The sequence below is a fragment of the Chitinophaga sp. CF418 genome, from assembly GCF_900142925.1.
Taxonomy (GTDB): domain Bacteria; phylum Bacteroidota; class Bacteroidia; order Chitinophagales; family Chitinophagaceae; genus Chitinophaga.
This window is the reverse complement of record NZ_FRCN01000021.1, coordinates 45912-61958: the sequence shown is the minus strand read 5'-3', so window position 1 is coordinate 61958 and position 16047 is coordinate 45912. Positions and strand designations below refer to the sequence as shown.

Annotated in this window: 11 protein-coding genes; 2 read left to right on the top strand and 9 right to left on the bottom strand. The window is 47.1% G+C overall.

Annotated features, from left to right (window positions below):
* Positions 1-12: 12 nt before the first annotated feature.
* On the bottom strand, positions 13-681 hold the full coding sequence (locus tag F3I09_RS32830; RefSeq protein WP_149699289.1) for a DUF1345 domain-containing protein: 669 nt from the start codon (positions 679-681) through the stop codon (positions 13-15).
* Between the two features lie 135 nt (positions 682-816).
* Between F3I09_RS32830 and F3I09_RS32825 the strand changes: the two genes are divergently transcribed.
* The gene (locus F3I09_RS32825) at positions 817-2061 is read left to right on the top strand and encodes a DEAD/DEAH box helicase (RefSeq protein ID WP_149699288.1); all 1245 of its coding nucleotides are present in this window, start codon (positions 817-819) and stop codon (positions 2059-2061) included.
* Between the two features lie 15 nt (positions 2062-2076).
* Here F3I09_RS32825 and F3I09_RS32820 read toward each other — a convergent pair whose 3' ends face one another.
* From F3I09_RS32820 to F3I09_RS32785, 8 genes are all read right to left on the bottom strand, one after another.
* Positions 2077-3276 carry a hypothetical protein gene (locus F3I09_RS32820; protein ID WP_149699287.1) on the bottom strand — a complete coding sequence of 400 codons (1200 nt, stop codon included), beginning with the start codon at positions 3274-3276 and terminating at the stop codon, positions 2077-2079.
* 369 nt (positions 3277-3645) lie between these two features.
* On the bottom strand, positions 3646-5292 hold the full coding sequence (locus tag F3I09_RS32815; protein WP_149699286.1) for an NAD(P)/FAD-dependent oxidoreductase: 1647 nt from the start codon (positions 5290-5292) through the stop codon (positions 3646-3648).
* 178 nt (positions 5293-5470) lie between these two features.
* On the bottom strand, positions 5471-6472 hold the full coding sequence (locus F3I09_RS32810) for an AraC family transcriptional regulator (protein WP_149699285.1): 1002 nt from the start codon (positions 6470-6472) through the stop codon (positions 5471-5473).
* 201 nt (positions 6473-6673) lie between these two features.
* Complete coding sequence (locus tag F3I09_RS32805; protein ID WP_149699284.1) at positions 6674-7213, bottom strand: hypothetical protein; 540 nt, start codon at positions 7211-7213, stop codon at positions 6674-6676.
* 122 nt (positions 7214-7335) lie between these two features.
* Entirely contained in the window at positions 7336-9975 is a 2640-nt protein-coding gene (locus tag F3I09_RS32800) for a glycoside hydrolase family 2 protein (protein ID WP_149699283.1), read from the bottom strand.
* Between the two features lie 125 nt (positions 9976-10100).
* Entirely contained in the window at positions 10101-11090 is a 990-nt protein-coding gene (locus F3I09_RS32795) for an AraC family transcriptional regulator (protein WP_149699282.1), read from the bottom strand.
* Between the two features lie 11 nt (positions 11091-11101).
* Positions 11102-12235, bottom strand: coding sequence for a FecR family protein (locus F3I09_RS32790; RefSeq protein WP_149699281.1), 1134 nt, complete (start codon positions 12233-12235; stop codon positions 11102-11104).
* A gap of 70 nt (positions 12236-12305) precedes the next feature.
* A complete protein-coding gene (locus F3I09_RS32785; RefSeq protein WP_149699280.1) occupies positions 12306-12854 on the bottom strand; it encodes an RNA polymerase sigma factor in 549 nt (182 codons plus the stop codon).
* Between the two features lie 147 nt (positions 12855-13001).
* Here F3I09_RS32785 and F3I09_RS32780 point away from each other — a divergent pair, with 147 nt between their 5' ends.
* Positions 13002-16046, top strand: coding sequence for a SusC/RagA family TonB-linked outer membrane protein (locus F3I09_RS32780; protein WP_188134055.1), 3045 nt, complete (start codon positions 13002-13004; stop codon positions 16044-16046).
* The last annotated feature ends 1 nt before the right edge of the window (position 16047 follow it).

The window sequence follows — 16047 nt, the reverse complement described above, 5'->3', positions numbered from 1 at the left end:
CCATTGGAATAGTTAACCCCTCAGTCCTGCCACCAGGTTGATAGTCAGCGCTACCACGAAGGTATTTAGTATAAACGCCAGGAGGCCGTGCATTAGCGCTATACGGCGCAGCTTGCGGTCGCTGATCTGTACGTCTGATACCTGGAAGGTCATCCCGACTACAAAAGAAAAATAGGCAAAATCCACGTAGTCAGGCTCCGGTTCTTCCGGGAATTCCAGGCCTCCTGCCTGTTTTGCCAGTTTATCCTCATCGTCATCATAGTAAATATGGGCATAGTGGAAGGCAAACATGGTATGCACCATGCCCCAGGAAAACAGGATGCCGGCTATGGCTACGGGTACATAGAGTAGTTTATCTGTTTCTCTGGACTCGTTGGATATCATGAGCAGCGTTACCATCAGCATACTGGCAAAGCAGGCCAGCAGGATCACTATGAACACAAATATCCGGCTGCCATCTTCTTTCCTGGCATATTTCCGGATCTCTTCCACACTGCGGTTAAAAAACACGAACCAGCAGGTGATGTTATAGGCAAGTGCAAATACATCCCACAACAATACTATACGGATAAGCGGGGTTAAGGATGCCGCCTGTATAAGCAGGAATACCAGGCCCGCCATACCTGCGCTGATCAATATGCGGTGTATCGGGTGCAATCTGACAAAGAATTTGCCTCTCATGGAATCGAATTATCTCTAAAGATAGCCATTACAATTTGTACGCCAACACCCGGGCTTACTGACTCTTAATCAGTAGGTGCGGCTCCAATATGCCCTCCTCTCGCCAATGTCAGTTGCTAGCCTTATCTTTGCCGCATGAAGTTTGAGCAGTACCATATTTCCGAGGAAATTAAGAGAAGTTTAGCCGAGTTGGGTTTTAAACGTCCTACGGATATTCAGTTTAAAGCAATTCCTTCCATCCTGAAGGGGGATGACGTATTGGCCATTGCGCAGACAGGAACGGGTAAAACAGCCGCTTTTGCTATTCCTGTGCTGCACATGCTGCAAAGATACCATCCCCGGAAAGCGAAGGGGGAAGTGAGATGCGTGGTAATGGTACCGACCCGTGAGCTGGCAGTCCAGATCTCGGAGGTGTTTGCAAACGTAGGTAAATACACAAAACTGAACATATTAGGGCTGCATGGGGGCGTGGACCAGGCGCCACAGCTGAAGAAGCTGGCCCAGGGTGTGGATGTGCTGATTGCAACACCGGGACGTATGTTTGACCTGATCAGCCAGGGTTTTATTGACCTCAGCCAGACAGGCATCCTGATCCTGGATGAGGCAGACCATATGCTGGACCTGGGGTTCATCCGGGATATCCGGGATGTGCTGAAACACCTTCCCCGTAATCACCAGACCCTGTTTTTCTCTGCTACCATCGATGAAGAGATCAAAGACCTGGCCTATTCTGTAGTAAGGAACCCTATCAGGATCCAGGTCTCTCCGCAGGACCCTGTGTCTAAAAATGTACAGCATGCCGTGGCCTATGTGGAGATGGATGATAAGCGTTTCTTTCTGGAAAGGCTGGTGAAAGAGTTCCCTGAGAATAAGATCCTGGTGTTTGCACGGACGAAAGTGCGCGTAGAAAGGGTGGTGGCTGCCATGGAACGTGTGGGGATCAAGTCTTTAGCCATGCACGGTGGCAAGGAGCAGGATGACCGCCTGCAGGTGATGGATGAGTTCAAAAAGGGAGATATCAAACTGCTGATCACCACCGATGTGAATGCCCGTGGTATTGATATTCCTGATGTGGATTATGTGGTGAATTATGACCTGCCGGATGTGCCGGAAAACTATGTGCACCGTGTGGGACGTACGGGCCGTGGCGTAAAGAAGGGACAGGCTGTCTCTTTTTGCAGCGAGGAAGAAAAGCCGGTGCTGGAAGCGATCCAGACTTACATCGGTAAGGAGATCACCGTCATGAAAATAAACAAGAATGATTACAGGGAAACGATCAGTTTCTCTGAAGATATCCCGAATGACAACTGGCAGCTGCTGCTGGATGAGCATAACAAGCAGCAGGAAATGCTGAAGAAAAAGAAAAAGAAGAAAAAGTAAGCCATGTATAGTGGCTTACAACCCTTTTTTCAGCTGATAGGCTTTCCTGACAAGTGAATGTGCCAGGTCCTCCATCTTTTTTAATGTTTCCTGGGAGATGTGATAGTAATGTGACTGAAACAGACTTCCTTCGAATGCTTCCTTTTTCTGAATAGAGAAGCAGAGTGCCAACAGGCGGAATACATCCTGCATATTTCTGTTTTCGATAATACCCGCTTCTTTTAAGATCTTGAAAAACGCTGCCAGCTCCTGCAGTGTCAGATTGGTTTGCAGCTTGAAATTTTCAGGCAGGGTTTTGAATTGCTTCACATCTTTGGATGAATGACGTTTCATCCCTGACTGCCGGTATTTACTTTCTACCTGCAGCCATTCCTTCAGTAATGCGATAATGGACGGTGCGTCGTGACTATAGGCCAGGCCTTGTTTTACGGGTATCTGGCAGAGTGTTTTATGAATAAAGGACAGCAGGTCCAATTGGGTATGCGTATCCGGTAGTTCTGCCAATTGCTGGCTGATATAGGACGTGCAATAATGATAATAATCCGTGCTGTTGAAGTTGAGGGAGAAGAGTAATTGCTGTAATAACCCATGTTCCAGTGTATTGTCTTCCTGCGACCAGTATTTGAGCAATGCCTGTTGCAGTTCGCGGAGGAAGTCCAGCTGATAATGGTTCATCTTATTGGGCACTTCAGGAAGGAAAGCATCGTACAAGCTGAGGATCATCACTTGCAGTTCCCGGCAGCTTTCGTCAGTTTCATTGAACCAGCTGCGGATCACAGAAAGACCGGGAGCGATGCGTTGCCGCATCAGTTCCCGGTACACATTTGGCGTAACCGCCATTTTGTTATAATACTTGGCATAGGTAAACATGAGGTAAAGAATGAGATCTTCCAACTGGTGGCAGATGTCATTACAGAGGTAGCGCCATTCGTCATATTCCACCGGGGCCGATGTTTCCACTTCTAGCCAGCTGAAAGGCACGTCGTTGCAAAGAGCGGTGAGCTTTTCCTGGCAGGTGCTCACATATTTATGGAGGGTTTGTTCGCTGACGCCTGCGGCCAGGCATTCTTCAAATGCCAGGGTAATATCTTCTATGGCGGCCAGAGATTGTTTATGCATGGAACTGGCTATTTCATAGGCGGAAGGATCGTTCGGGCGTGGCGGGTGCTGCATACTGTCCAGCAGTTGCTGCAATGGTAACAATGGCGTTCGCATGTAAAAGAAATTAGGGATTAGAAATCTGGAATCAGGAATTACGTCTACGAATTAAGCATCATTCCCAATACTTAATTCCTGATTCGTCATATCTCGCTGTTGCAGGAAAATGGCCCGGGTGTGGTGTATGCCGCTACCAGGCCAATAGTCCTACAGCCGGGTCAACGATCAGCGTAATCGCGACGCTGAGGAAACAGTGGCATGAAGCGCCGGATGAACTTTGTGGTTAAAAAAGGGAAATTTAATTCTGTTAACCTCGCATTAACTTATTTCAATGTTGAAAGGTGTATCATTACATCCTGATTGAATTTTTTAGTCTGTATACATGTAGCCGGGCAATCCTGTCCGGCTAATTTCATGTACAGCTGATCAGGCATGCTGTCCTGTTTTTTCTTCGTGATACTCCTGTTCCGTATTGATGGACCAGATGTTATCTTTCCCAGTTTCACCAGCAATGATATTATCTACCGCCACCATAGCTGTGAGCATGGAGTGGTCGGCGTTGTTATACTTGTGCATACCATTCCTTCCTACGAGGAAGAGGTTCGGATAAGTATTCACATATTGTTTCACTTCATCAAAACGCTCATAGGCGCCGAAATAGGCAGGGTAGGTTTTCTCTACACGCAGAACGGTAGAATCCAGCACATCATTGGTATTGGCCAATCCTATCTTCTGCAGTTCGCGGATGGCGAGAGCGGCTATCTTTTCATCGGGCAGCTTCCAGAAATCGTCTGTTTCATTACAGAAGAATTCCATGCCTACCCAGGCTGTATTAGGATCTTTCACCAGGTAAGGGCTCCAGTTGTTGAACAGCTGCAGGCGGCCTACTTTTACATCTTTTTCCTGTATGTAGATCCAGGTATCTTTCAGCTGCAATGGCTTCCATTTACCGGTTCGCTTGTCCTGTTCAGAGAGGTTCTGGAGCAGGATGCCTACGGTGATGAAATCGCGGTACTGGAGTCCTGCCGCTACTTCCCGCACGTTTTGTGGTATGTCGGCATCCATGCTGGCAATCAGCTCTTTTATAGGCATGGTGCTAAAGAAAAAGTCCCCTTTTAATTCTACGGTCTGGAGGTCTTGTTTGTTAAAGGCCTCTACGGCGGTAACCTTACCGTCCTGTGTATTGACAGAGATCACGTCGTGGTGCATCAATATCGTACCGCCCATTTCCTGTACCTGGCGGGCCACTTCTTCCCAAAGTTGGCCAGGGCCAAGTTTAGGATAGAGGAACTGCTCTATCAGGCTGGTTTCGGTATCTTTCTGGGCGATGTCTCCTGTTTTCTTTTTCTTCTTCTTCACGGCCGACTGAACGGCGTGTTGGATAGCCTTGCGGATGCTTACGCCTTTGATACGTTGTGCACCCCATTCTGCCGGAATTTCGTGGCAGGGTACCCCCCATACTTTTTCAGTATAGTCCCTGAAGAACAGTTTGTACAGTGTTTTGCCAAAGCGATTGATCATAAAGTCTTCCAGGCTATTCTCCGGTTTACGGGGAGATATCTGGGCTTGTAAATAGGAAACCAGGATAGAGATGGTGGTGCCTATTCCCAGTTTCCTTAGTGTATCGATAGAAAGCTGTATCGGATAAGTAAAGAACCTGCGCAGGAAGTAGATACGGGAGAGGCGTTCCCTGACCAGCATTACTTTATCGCTGTTCCCGGAGGTGACGCTTTCGCCGGGCGCTACCTGCCTGGATTTGTTCTGATAACTGATGGTGAACTGTTCATTGCCAGTTTCCTGGGCAGGAAGGATGTTCAGCCACCAGTTCATGACACGGTCTGACTTCGAAAAGAAGCGGTGACCGCCAATGTCCATGCGGTTACCTTTATAATTAATGGTCTTTGAGATACCACCAATGTCTCCTGATTTTTCCAGGATGACCGGAATGATGTCGGATCTCTTCAACAATTCGTATGCGGCCGTTAATCCGGCGGGGCCGGCTCCAATAATAATGGCTTTTCTTTTTACCGGAACCTGGCTATCTGTTTGTGGTATTAAAATGGGTTGATCCATGGGCTAACTTTTGGAGAAACTCTAAAATGGTAGTATACAGTTTTCGTTCTTTCCAAAGGTAGGCGTGCTGGTGAGAAGAGAACTTAGGAGATGAGGAGAAAAACTTTGGAGGGACGGGTATAAGGGGCACAAAAAAAGCTCCTGGCGGAGCTTCATGGTAAACAATGCAAAATGAAATTTACATGCTTCTGCGCAATGCAGCGAGATTGCAGCCGTAATGCTTTTCCAGGTCCCTTACCATCTCTTCTGTGTGCTGATAGCCAGCCACGAGGGCCACGTCCCGCAGGGTACATGCCTTTTGCATGAGCGTATGATAGATCATCGTCATTTTCAGCATGTGCAGGAATGGCGTGATACCAACGCTGAACTGCGCCCGGAATCCCTGCGCCAGTTTCACACCCGGCATATCGAACATTTTGGCAATTTCCTGCACCGTATGGTTGATGTGCGGATGTTCGGTCAGGTAGGTGAATATCTGGTTAAAAAGGACCGTTTGCGCCTCAGTAGGAGGCCTGATCTCGTCAGAGATAGCATCCTGCTGTGCGAAATTGAGGAAAAGGTCCAGGCAGCAGCGCTGCAGGAAGTAGGCGGCGGGCGCCTCTACGTACCTGCAGGACAGGATGCTCTGGATCAGCATATTACAAACAGCATTAATACGGTATGGCTTTTCGTTAATAACGCTGGATGTCCTTTGCACCCTTTTGTTGGCGAGATAATAAAGACCCGGATAATGTTGTACGAGCAACATCAAGTCTGATGGCAGTATATTGATATGGAATGAAAGCACTTTCTTGCCTGCGGGCATGGGTACGCGATGCATGTGGGAATAGAGGTTGAACAGGTTACACTGTCTTTCCTCCAGGGTGAATACGTCCGTTTTAGATGACACGGCGCGCAGGGTATCTTCATACATGAAATGCAGCGCCCACAGGTGGAATGGCGCATAGGGGCGCAGTACAATATCCTTACGGGCAAATACATCATGCAGCCATAAGGAGAAAGGGCCTAGCTGGATATGCTGTGACAGCATATTATAATCGTCATCCTGCTCATAATATAAGCCTGCATAGGGTATGATAAGGGGCAGATACTCGGTGGGTATATTCGCAGCGGGAAAATAGGCCTGATCCAGGCGATCAATTAATAGTAGTTTATTCTCTTCGTATAATGTAGGGTACATAATCGCGTTTTAACGGTCTATTTTGATGTACACATGAACTATAAGTAAGCCAGATTGCAACCCGCTATTGGCTTGCATGGGGGCTGGCAATGGGAACAATGCTTTATCGTTAAGCCGGTTTCGTTGGTGTATTCCAATGGGAATCGTAGAACGACAATCGCTATATATCAGCTAAGCTAATAAATTGGGAAGTGAAGTTCGTTAATGAGATGTTAACGGGTGCAAAAAATTCTTCAAAGTGAGGCTGGATACGAACAAATACACTTCCTGCAAGGCTTTCAGGACCTGTTCTTCCTGCAGTCCGGGGATGGTGGCTACTTGTAAAATTGTCTTGTTGCCTGCTATTAAGGGTTCCTGTGCTGTATAATGACTGAGCAGCTGATCTTCATAATGATTCCAGGCTTGTACGGTAGGGGTGAGAATATGAATGTTGAAAGTTCCTAATGGATCTTCTGCTGCGGAAGTAAAACTCCCACGGATATATAAGGATGGTTCAAATACATGATAGATTAATTCCAATCCTTCTATATCCGACCAGCGATTATCCCCCGTAATACGAACGATACTTTTTTTGATCTCGTGAATGCGTTTTGCCTGCGCATTCATGATACGCTTGTTGTATGCTTCGTAGAACTTGATCAGCGTATCAATTCTTTCGGCATTATCGTGGAAGTAGAAACCCCAATCCTCAATAGGTGTTTTGTCAAAAGTATCGAGTAGTTCGGTATAGCGATTGATCATAAGAGGGAGATAAAAGTTGGTTCACTGCTAAACTAATAAATGAAAAATAAAAAGGAGTTAATATGAAGTTAATGTGCGAGGAGCGCATCTGATAAAGAGATGCGCGCCTCGCTTGGGATTATTTAGTTCCAGGTTTTTTCACCTTTTTTCATTTTTTCGAGAGTGTCTTTGAAACTTGATTCTGTTGGTACCAATTCTATAGCTTTTTGTTGCCACTCAATGGCTTCCTTTTGATTGCCGAGTTTGTGCAAAAGATTTGCATAAGTATCGATTGACTGAGGGGATATTCCTTCCTCCATACTGTATTTACTCCAAGTTAAGGCCATCTTAAGTAAAGTAGTGTCAGAAACATTTTCAAATACAGCCCACGCGAAATTATTTAACATCATGCTGGATACACTATGTCGATATTTATTTATTAATTGTGAAGCAGACGGAACAAAATTAGTCCAGTCCTTTCGGTTGTAGAAATGAATTGCTTTAGCACGTAACAATATTTCCTCACCAACGGCGCCATATAGAGGAATAATCTTTTTCTCAAGTTCGTTCCAGTTAGGGTTGGCAGCCTTGCCCGCTACATACGCTTTTATTTCGTCATTGAAAATCGCTGTTTGCAAAGTGCTGTTGACTTTTTCAACACCAATAAGCTCTTCAGCTTTTCTCTGATTTTTTAGAATAATGATGAATCCGGGGTCTTTTGTTGATTGGGTAAAGAGTTGAATGAATGTCATATTTCTGAGTGTCAACGGATCAGAAATGCTATTGATATAGGCTGCACTTAATTCCGGAATATTTTTATTGTCTTTCAAACGAGATGCCATGAGTGTAAGTGCTCTTAGAAACTCAGGATCTTTCTTTCCGTTGCGGAATTGTTCCAACAACGACGCATATTTCAGATCATGGTTCGCAGTATCAGCTACTATAGCCTGGAATATACCTGGAGCTGCGGCATAACTTTCCGCTTGCGTTAATACCTGGCGATGTATCTTTCTAAGGTCCTCAGAGGGTATTTTGATGACTTCACGATCATATGTCATAATACCATTTTCTTCTGTTTCTACGTCAAAAGGTTCGGTGTAAATTGACCCGGATAATCCACTCTCCTCGAGTGTTTTTAAGCGTTTAACCATGGAGTCGTATTTCGCTTTAAATGCAGCAGATGGCACCTGAACATATCCCCACCCTTCTGTGTCATTCCATTGATGCCTCAGTGTAGCTACTCTTACACCTCCCCATTCACCTAGTACACGTGCCTTTCCTGGCAATGGTGGAGGCATGCCCGGTCCTGGATAGTCATGAATATCAGTTAGATCACTGCTTGCCCATTTCTGAGATGGAGCTTCTGGTGCATCGCGGTCATAGTTCTCACCGGTATGACCATTCACTATGCGGGATGGATCTGTTTGTTTCATCCATTCTGTCAGGCGTTTCTGGTCATAGCGTGCCCAACCTTCGTTAAACAGTACCCAGATGACAATACTTGGATAGTTATATAGCTGGGCAATGTTTTCTTTATTTTCTTTTTCGAATTCAGCCTTAGCTGCTGGTTTGTCATTCGCACAAGTCACCATATCCTGCCATACCAGTATACCGGCTCGGTCAGCATGATAATACCAGCGGGCAGGCTCTAATTTGATATGTTTACGGATGGTGTTATACCCCATATTCCTGATAGCCATGATATCAAATTTCAAGGCCTCATCTGTCGGAGCGGTGTATAATCCTTCCGGCCAGAAACCCTGGTCTAATACGCCCAGGTGGTAGGTGTATTTGTTATTCAGGAAGAGGCGTTCTACTCCTTTCTCGTCTTTCTTCACTTCTATTTTACGCATGCCGAAGTAGCTACCGATGGTATCCACTACTTTACCTTTATACAGCAGTTTTACATTCAGGTTGTACAAATACGGCTGGTCAGGGCTCCATAGCTTTGCATTGGGTACTGGCAGTAATAACTGCGTATTAGGCTTGCCTTTAACTTTTTTGCCATTGGAAGCTACAGCTTCTACAGCATAATCGCCTTCCTTACCGGCGGTGATCACTTCCAGTTTCAGGTTGCCTTTGTCAATATCCGGCGTAATGCGGATGTTGTTAATGTAAGCAGCCGGTACGGTTTCCATCCATACCGTCTGCCAGATACCGCTGCTGGCGGTATACATTATATTCTGCGGGGTCAATACCTGCTTGCCATGAGGATTGATACCCTGATCAGTGGGGTCAAATACGGATACCTCCAGTTCGTTATCACCTTCTTTCAATGCATCGGTAATGTCAAACGAGAAGTTTTGGTAACCACCGGTATGGCCACCTATTTCTTTACCATTGATATAGACAGTGGCCTGCCAGTCTACAGCGCCAAAGTGAAGCAGCACCCGTTTATCGCCTGTAATGTCAGGTTTGGTGATGGAACGTTTATACCACAAACGCTGCGTAGGCTGCAAGGCTTTTTTAACACCGGACAGGGCTGATTCCAATGGGAATGGTACCAGGATCTGTCCTTCGAACTGTGCAGGCCTGGCAGCATCTTTGGATGTGATAGCGTATTGCCACAGTCCATTTAAGTTCTGCCATTCATTCCTGACCATCTGTGGCCGTGGATACGCTGGCAGAACGTTTTTGGGATTTACTTCTTTAGCCCATCTTGTCTGAATATTGACAGGTTGCATCTGCCAGGATGCGGTATTGGTTGGTGTTTGTGCGTAGATATGTTCGTATGAGGCACATAACAATGCAATGGCAGCCGCTGCTGCATTCAATCTCTTCATGGTTGGTTTTTAAGCTGTAGATAATTATGTTAACCCGGCCTCGACAGTCTGACATTATGCAGGCCTTAGGACATAATTAGTTGCAGTAAGAGATGAATGGTAACAGTGCTACCAGATATTGATCCTCATTTTTTTATTTTGAATTCATAATATGTTTCGAGTTGGTTTACCATCTCATCTGTAGTTTTGAAACCAGCCGCTTCAGCTATAACAGGTAGTGAACAGTTCTTTTTATGCAACAGATGATAAGTTGCCGTCATTCTTATCATGTGAGTGAAATCTTCAATGGAGATAGCATAATGCTGCAGGAATCCCTGTGATAATTCTGCCACAGGTAAGTCATACATCAGTGCCAATTCTGCCAGTGAATATGTCTTGTACGGATTCTCTACCAGGAATCTGAAGATCTGCCGGTAAGTTTCACGATGCTCAAGACTACTGAACAGGAATGGCTCATGTGCTTGCGCTTCCCTTTGGGCATAATTCAGCAGCAGGTCAAGAATGCAACGATAGATGAATGTATGTGCCTTCCTGCCTGTATAACGGCAAGTCAGGATCCGTTGTATGAGCAGGTCACAAACAGCACTGATGGGATGAGGATGATCATTGAGCACACTGCTTGCTGCAGGAATGGGCCGGCTCAGTAACTCCCTGAGCGCAGGATACTTCTCCACGAGTTTTGGGAAGAACTCAGGACGAATGTTGACGTGTACCGACAATACTTTCCTGTTGGCTTCCATGGGAACAGGATGTAGCCCCGGGTGCAGGTTGAACAGATTGCATTCCCGTTCTTCGAGCAGATAAGGGGGATTCTCTTTACCTTCGATCACCAGACTGTCTTCATACATAAAATGCAGCGTCCAGATATGATACGGCGTGTATGGCAACAATGTTATCCTGTCCTTCGCAAAAATGTCGTGCATCCATAGTGAAAATGGGCCTGCGCTGATGTGCTGGGAAAGCATCTCACACTCCTCATCTTCCCGGAAATACAAACCTGCATAGGGGATAATGAGTTTCATGTACTCCAGCGGCAGGCAGTTGGCAGAAATGTAAGACTGTTTGTCCTTTTCGATTAGTAATAGTTTATTAGCTTTAAATAATGTGGATTGCATAGCAAGGTTGTTTACGTTCGGTATAACAAATGCACTATAGTGTTTCCGTTTTCAAATCGATAATCTATGTTGTTAAGTGTCTTTAATCGTTCCAGGAACTTTTCCAGGGGCATCCCTTTTTCCAGCCTGGATGAATATGTTTTCTCAGCAGTCGCCTTTGAGTCAATGATCACCCTCACACGATAAGTTCGTTCAATCACATCACCAATAGTTGAAACAGGGGTATTCTCAAATACATAGTAGCCACTTTTCCAGGAAAGTACTGCATGGGCATCAAAGGCTGCAGCGATTGGTCTTACTCCGGGCTGGTAGTGGACCGCCTTCCCTGGCTGTAATAAGACGTCCCCATCATTAGTGAGCATCTTAACAGCGCCCGATTCCAGTGCTACTCTCACCTGGCCGCTATCGTAGGTGTTTACATTGAACGAAGTGCCTAATACCTGTACGGCACTCTTCGGTAAATGCACCCGAAAGGGCTTTTCCTCATTTTTAGCTACTGTGAAATAGGCTTCCCCATTCACGGTCACTTCCCGGCTATCGTCGAATGCAAGGGGCATTTCCAGTGTGGTAGCTGCGTTGAGCATAACATCCGTACCGTCCGGGAGACGAACGGAATAATCTTTCCCCGGGGGAACAATTAACCTGGCCATCTGTGAACTGTTGGCGCCAGACCAGGACAATCTTCCGGCCTCTTCCCGGAAAATGATCCCATTCACTTCCTGCTGCTGCCCGCTGCCCAGATGGAGTAATTGTCCATCGGGCAGCTGCAACGCAACAGATTTGAGGGTGAAAGAGGAGATCGGCGCCGGCAAAACGGGTTGGTATGCCGGTATCATTATCTTGTAGACTACTGAGAGTACCAGCAGCGAAGCCGCTACACCCAGGGTAGTCCCTATGAATATTTTACGCCGTTTACGCCTTCTGGCGGTAGCAAATACCTGCTCCACACCCAGCGTATCATGCAGACTTTCACGGACGGATTGTATATAACCGCCTGTCAGTTGCCGATGCATCCGCTGCCAGATGGCATATGCCTCCGGTTCCTGTTCCAGGAGTCTTTTGAGGGCGATACTGTCTTCAGGTGAGATGGTGCCTGTTATTTCTTCCAGTACCAGTTGTTCGATATATTCTGGATCTACCGGCATGATAATCCTGGTGAAAATCTGATTCACTATATAGTAGTCGCCGGTTGTAAAAAAGTACTGGGTGAAAAGCTTAATTTTTTTGAAGATGTTGGCGGAGTGTCTTTAATGCTTGCTGCATATGGTTTTTCGCAGTCTGCACCTTCATGTTCATGGTGGCTGCGATCTCTTTCAATGGCTTTTTTTCGATATATGACAGGATGAACACTTTCCTGCTCGTAGGGCTGATCAGCGCCATCGCGGCATGCAGCTGATTACCGAGCTCTTTTGTCTCCAGGGAAGGAGTACCCGTGATGGTTGTACTCAGGGAGGCATAGATCTGCTGGCGGCTATTGCGGTTGGCCTTCTTCCTGATCACATCGGCACAGCGTAGTTGTACAGCGCCGGTCAGATAAGTCTTCAGGTTAGTATTGATCTGCACGGAGGCCCGGTGGTCCCATAGCCAGATCAGCACTTCCTGGATCACATCTTTGGCTTCATCTTCGTTCTGCAGGATAGTGTAGGCCCTGGAAAACAGCAAATCAAGATAACGTTGGTACAGGACAGCAAAAGCAGCCTCGCTTCCCTGTTGAATGAGTTGAAATAGCTCGTCTTCTGAATAGTTATTAATCAATGAATTCATAACAAAGACTCTATTTTCTTTATGAGTAAATGTATCAATTTTGAAACGGGCATGAGTTAATAGCTTGTTAAGGGCTAAAAATAATCCGCGTGAGTACTTTTTGTTATTCAACGCTACTTATATGATAATAGCCGCAACATGCTTTTTATGGGGATGCCCAAACCTGCCACATTCTGCACGCTCCTCCTGCTATTGCATACCTGTTGTTTGTACCAGGTGGCAGGGCAGTCCTATGCCCGGGAAAAAGTGACCATCGTGGGTAGGCATGTTACGCTTAAATACATTTTTTCGCAGATAGAGGCACAGACCAAGTATTACTTCAGCTATCCCCCGGAAGTGGATGTAAACCGTACGCTGGATGTCCGCTTCAGAAAAGCGGCTTTGCCCGACGTGCTCAATGCGGTGCTGAAAGACAGTTATACCTGGAAGTTTGATGACCGCTCTATCAATGTGCAGAAGGCCCCGCTGCCAATGGGACCCTCACTTCAGCCATTAGACATATCCGATACGCCAAAACTGATCATAGGCAAGGTGCTGGATGAAACGGTCATTATCGGCTATGGCACCACAACTCAGCGGTTTAATACCGGGAACGTTACCACTGTCAAAGGAGACTTCATTGCCGGCCAGTCTGGTACCAACCTCTTAATGGCCCTGCAGGGCAGGGTGCCCGGTATGTTGATCACCCAAACTGGTGGTGTGCCGGGTATGGCGATGAAAGTGCAGATCCGCGGACAAAATAGCCTGGTGAACGGTACACAGCCCCTCTTCATCATCGATGGCATCCCTTATAATCCTACCCTGACCGGCGGTTTGGGTTCACAGATCTGGGGAGATAAGGCTTCTGCCTTTAACTTCATTAACGCGGAAGATGTGGAAAGCATAGAAGTGCTGAAGGATGCAGATGCTACCGCCATTTATGGTTCCCGGGGCGCCAATGGTGTGGTGCTCATCTCCACCCGTAAAGGCCAGCCCGGGAAAACACAATTTACGGTCAACGTGAACCGGGGCTTCGGACAAACATCCCGGAAAGTAAAATTGCTGAACACCCAACAATACTTAACCATGCGCCGGGAGGCATTCAGGAACGACGGTGTCACGCCTACAGAAAGGAACGCCGTTGATCTGCTGAAATGGGATACCACCCGTTATACCGACTGGCAAAAGCAATTGACGGGAGGGACGGCCTCGGTAACCAATGCCCAGGCATCTGTATCTGGCGGAAATAAGAGTTTCCAATACCTCCTGAGCGGTCATTACCGCAAGGAAAACACCGTCTTCCCCGGCAAGTTCGGGGATACCCGCGGAGGGATACATTTCAGTGCCAGCAGCTCATCAACCGACCAGCGCTTCAATGCTACCTTTACCGGCAGTTTCCTGGCAGATAAAACTTCCTTACCTGGTCTTGATTTCACCAGCCAGATTATGCTGCCGCCCAATGCACCGCCGGTGTACCTGGAAGATGGCAGCCTGAATTACGCCTGGCTGAATCCATATATTGCCCTGATAGGACCTCTTTTTGATGCTAATGTGAAAAATGTGCTGGGAAACGTCGGACTGCAATACCGGCTGCTGCCTGGTCTTGTACTCAAGACCACCATGGGCTATAACTGGCTGACCGGTAAATCGGAAACTATCCTCCCTATTGAAATGTATGCACCTGCGCTGCGGAATGGCAGAACAGGCTCCCTGCATAAATACGATTATGAGGCCATTTCCCGCATTATTGAGCCCCAGCTAAGCCATGTATACCAGGCAGGAGCATTGCGGCTGGAAACGGTCGTAGGGGGCACCATACAGGGATATAACGAAACCCGTGAGAACATCAACGCAGATGGGTTCAAAAATGATCTGCTGATCCGGAATATCCGTTATGCAGATACGGTATATGGTAAAACAGAAGGCGCTTCCTACCGTTATGTGGCCCTGTTCGGCAGAACAGGACTGAACTGGAAGAACCGCTACCTGCTGAATCTCAGTGTACGCCGGGATGGCAGCAGCCGGTTTGGTCCGCGGAAGCAGTTCGCCATCTTTGCCGCTGCCGGTGCGGGATGGATCTTTTCTGAAGAACCTTTTATGTGTCACCTGCGTCGGGTACTGAGTTTCGGTAAACTGAGACTGAGCTACGGCACCACCGGCAATGACCAGATAGGGGATTACCAGTACCTGGACCAGTATAACGACGTGAGCGGATCTTATCAGGGTGTAATAGGCCTGAAGCCCAGCCGTTTGTTCAATGCGGATTTCGCCTGGGAGCTGACACAGAAGTCAGAAGCCGGGCTGGAACTGGGTTTTCTGAAGGATAAGATCCTCTTCTCTGCCAGTCATTTTATCTACCGGTCTTCCAATCAGCTGGTCTCTTACCCTTTACCGGATATTACCGGCGCCGGTAGCATTATAGGTAACCTGCCTGCCGTGATCCGGAACACAGGTTGGGAGTTTACATTGTCTACCCGGTACATCCGGAATAAAAAGTTGGAGTGGGCCTCCTCGTTCAATATTTCCTTTGGCCGCAATAAGCTGGTCCACTACCCGGATCCTACTATTTCCATCCTGGGTGCTACCGGATTTGTGGAAGGAGAACCTTTGTCGCAGCGTTATGTGGCTACCTCCATGGGTGTAGATCCTGCTACGGGGACTTACCTTTTTGCGGATGCAAACAATCATCCGGTACCGGCAGAAAAAGCGGTAGAAAGCCTGTCGGTGAACAGTGTGCCGGTTTGCTTCGGCGGCTGGCAAAATAGTGTGCGGATAGGACGATTCCAGCTGGAAATCCTGCTGCAGTTTACAAAGCAGCAAGGGATCAATACCACTTTTGATCCCAGCTTTATGCCGGGATTCCAGCAAAATCAATATGCAGTGGTGTTATCCAGGTGGCAAAAGCCGGGTGATGTTACCGACCGTCAGCGGTATACCCAGAGTGGTAGCTTGCGGGAAGGGTACAAAAAGGCAATGAAAAGCGACCTGGGATATGAGGATGCCTCATTTGTACGCTGCCGTTATATGGAAGCCGCCTGGTTATTGCCGAGGAAAATGCAGGACAGACTACACTTGCATGACAGCAGGGTGTATATACAGGCGCAGAACCTGTTCACCCTGACCAGCTATAAGGGCCTGGACCCTGAAACGCAGTCAAGGACAGCCATTCCTCCTTTGAGGGTGTTATCTGCCGGACTGAAAATATCGCTTTAAA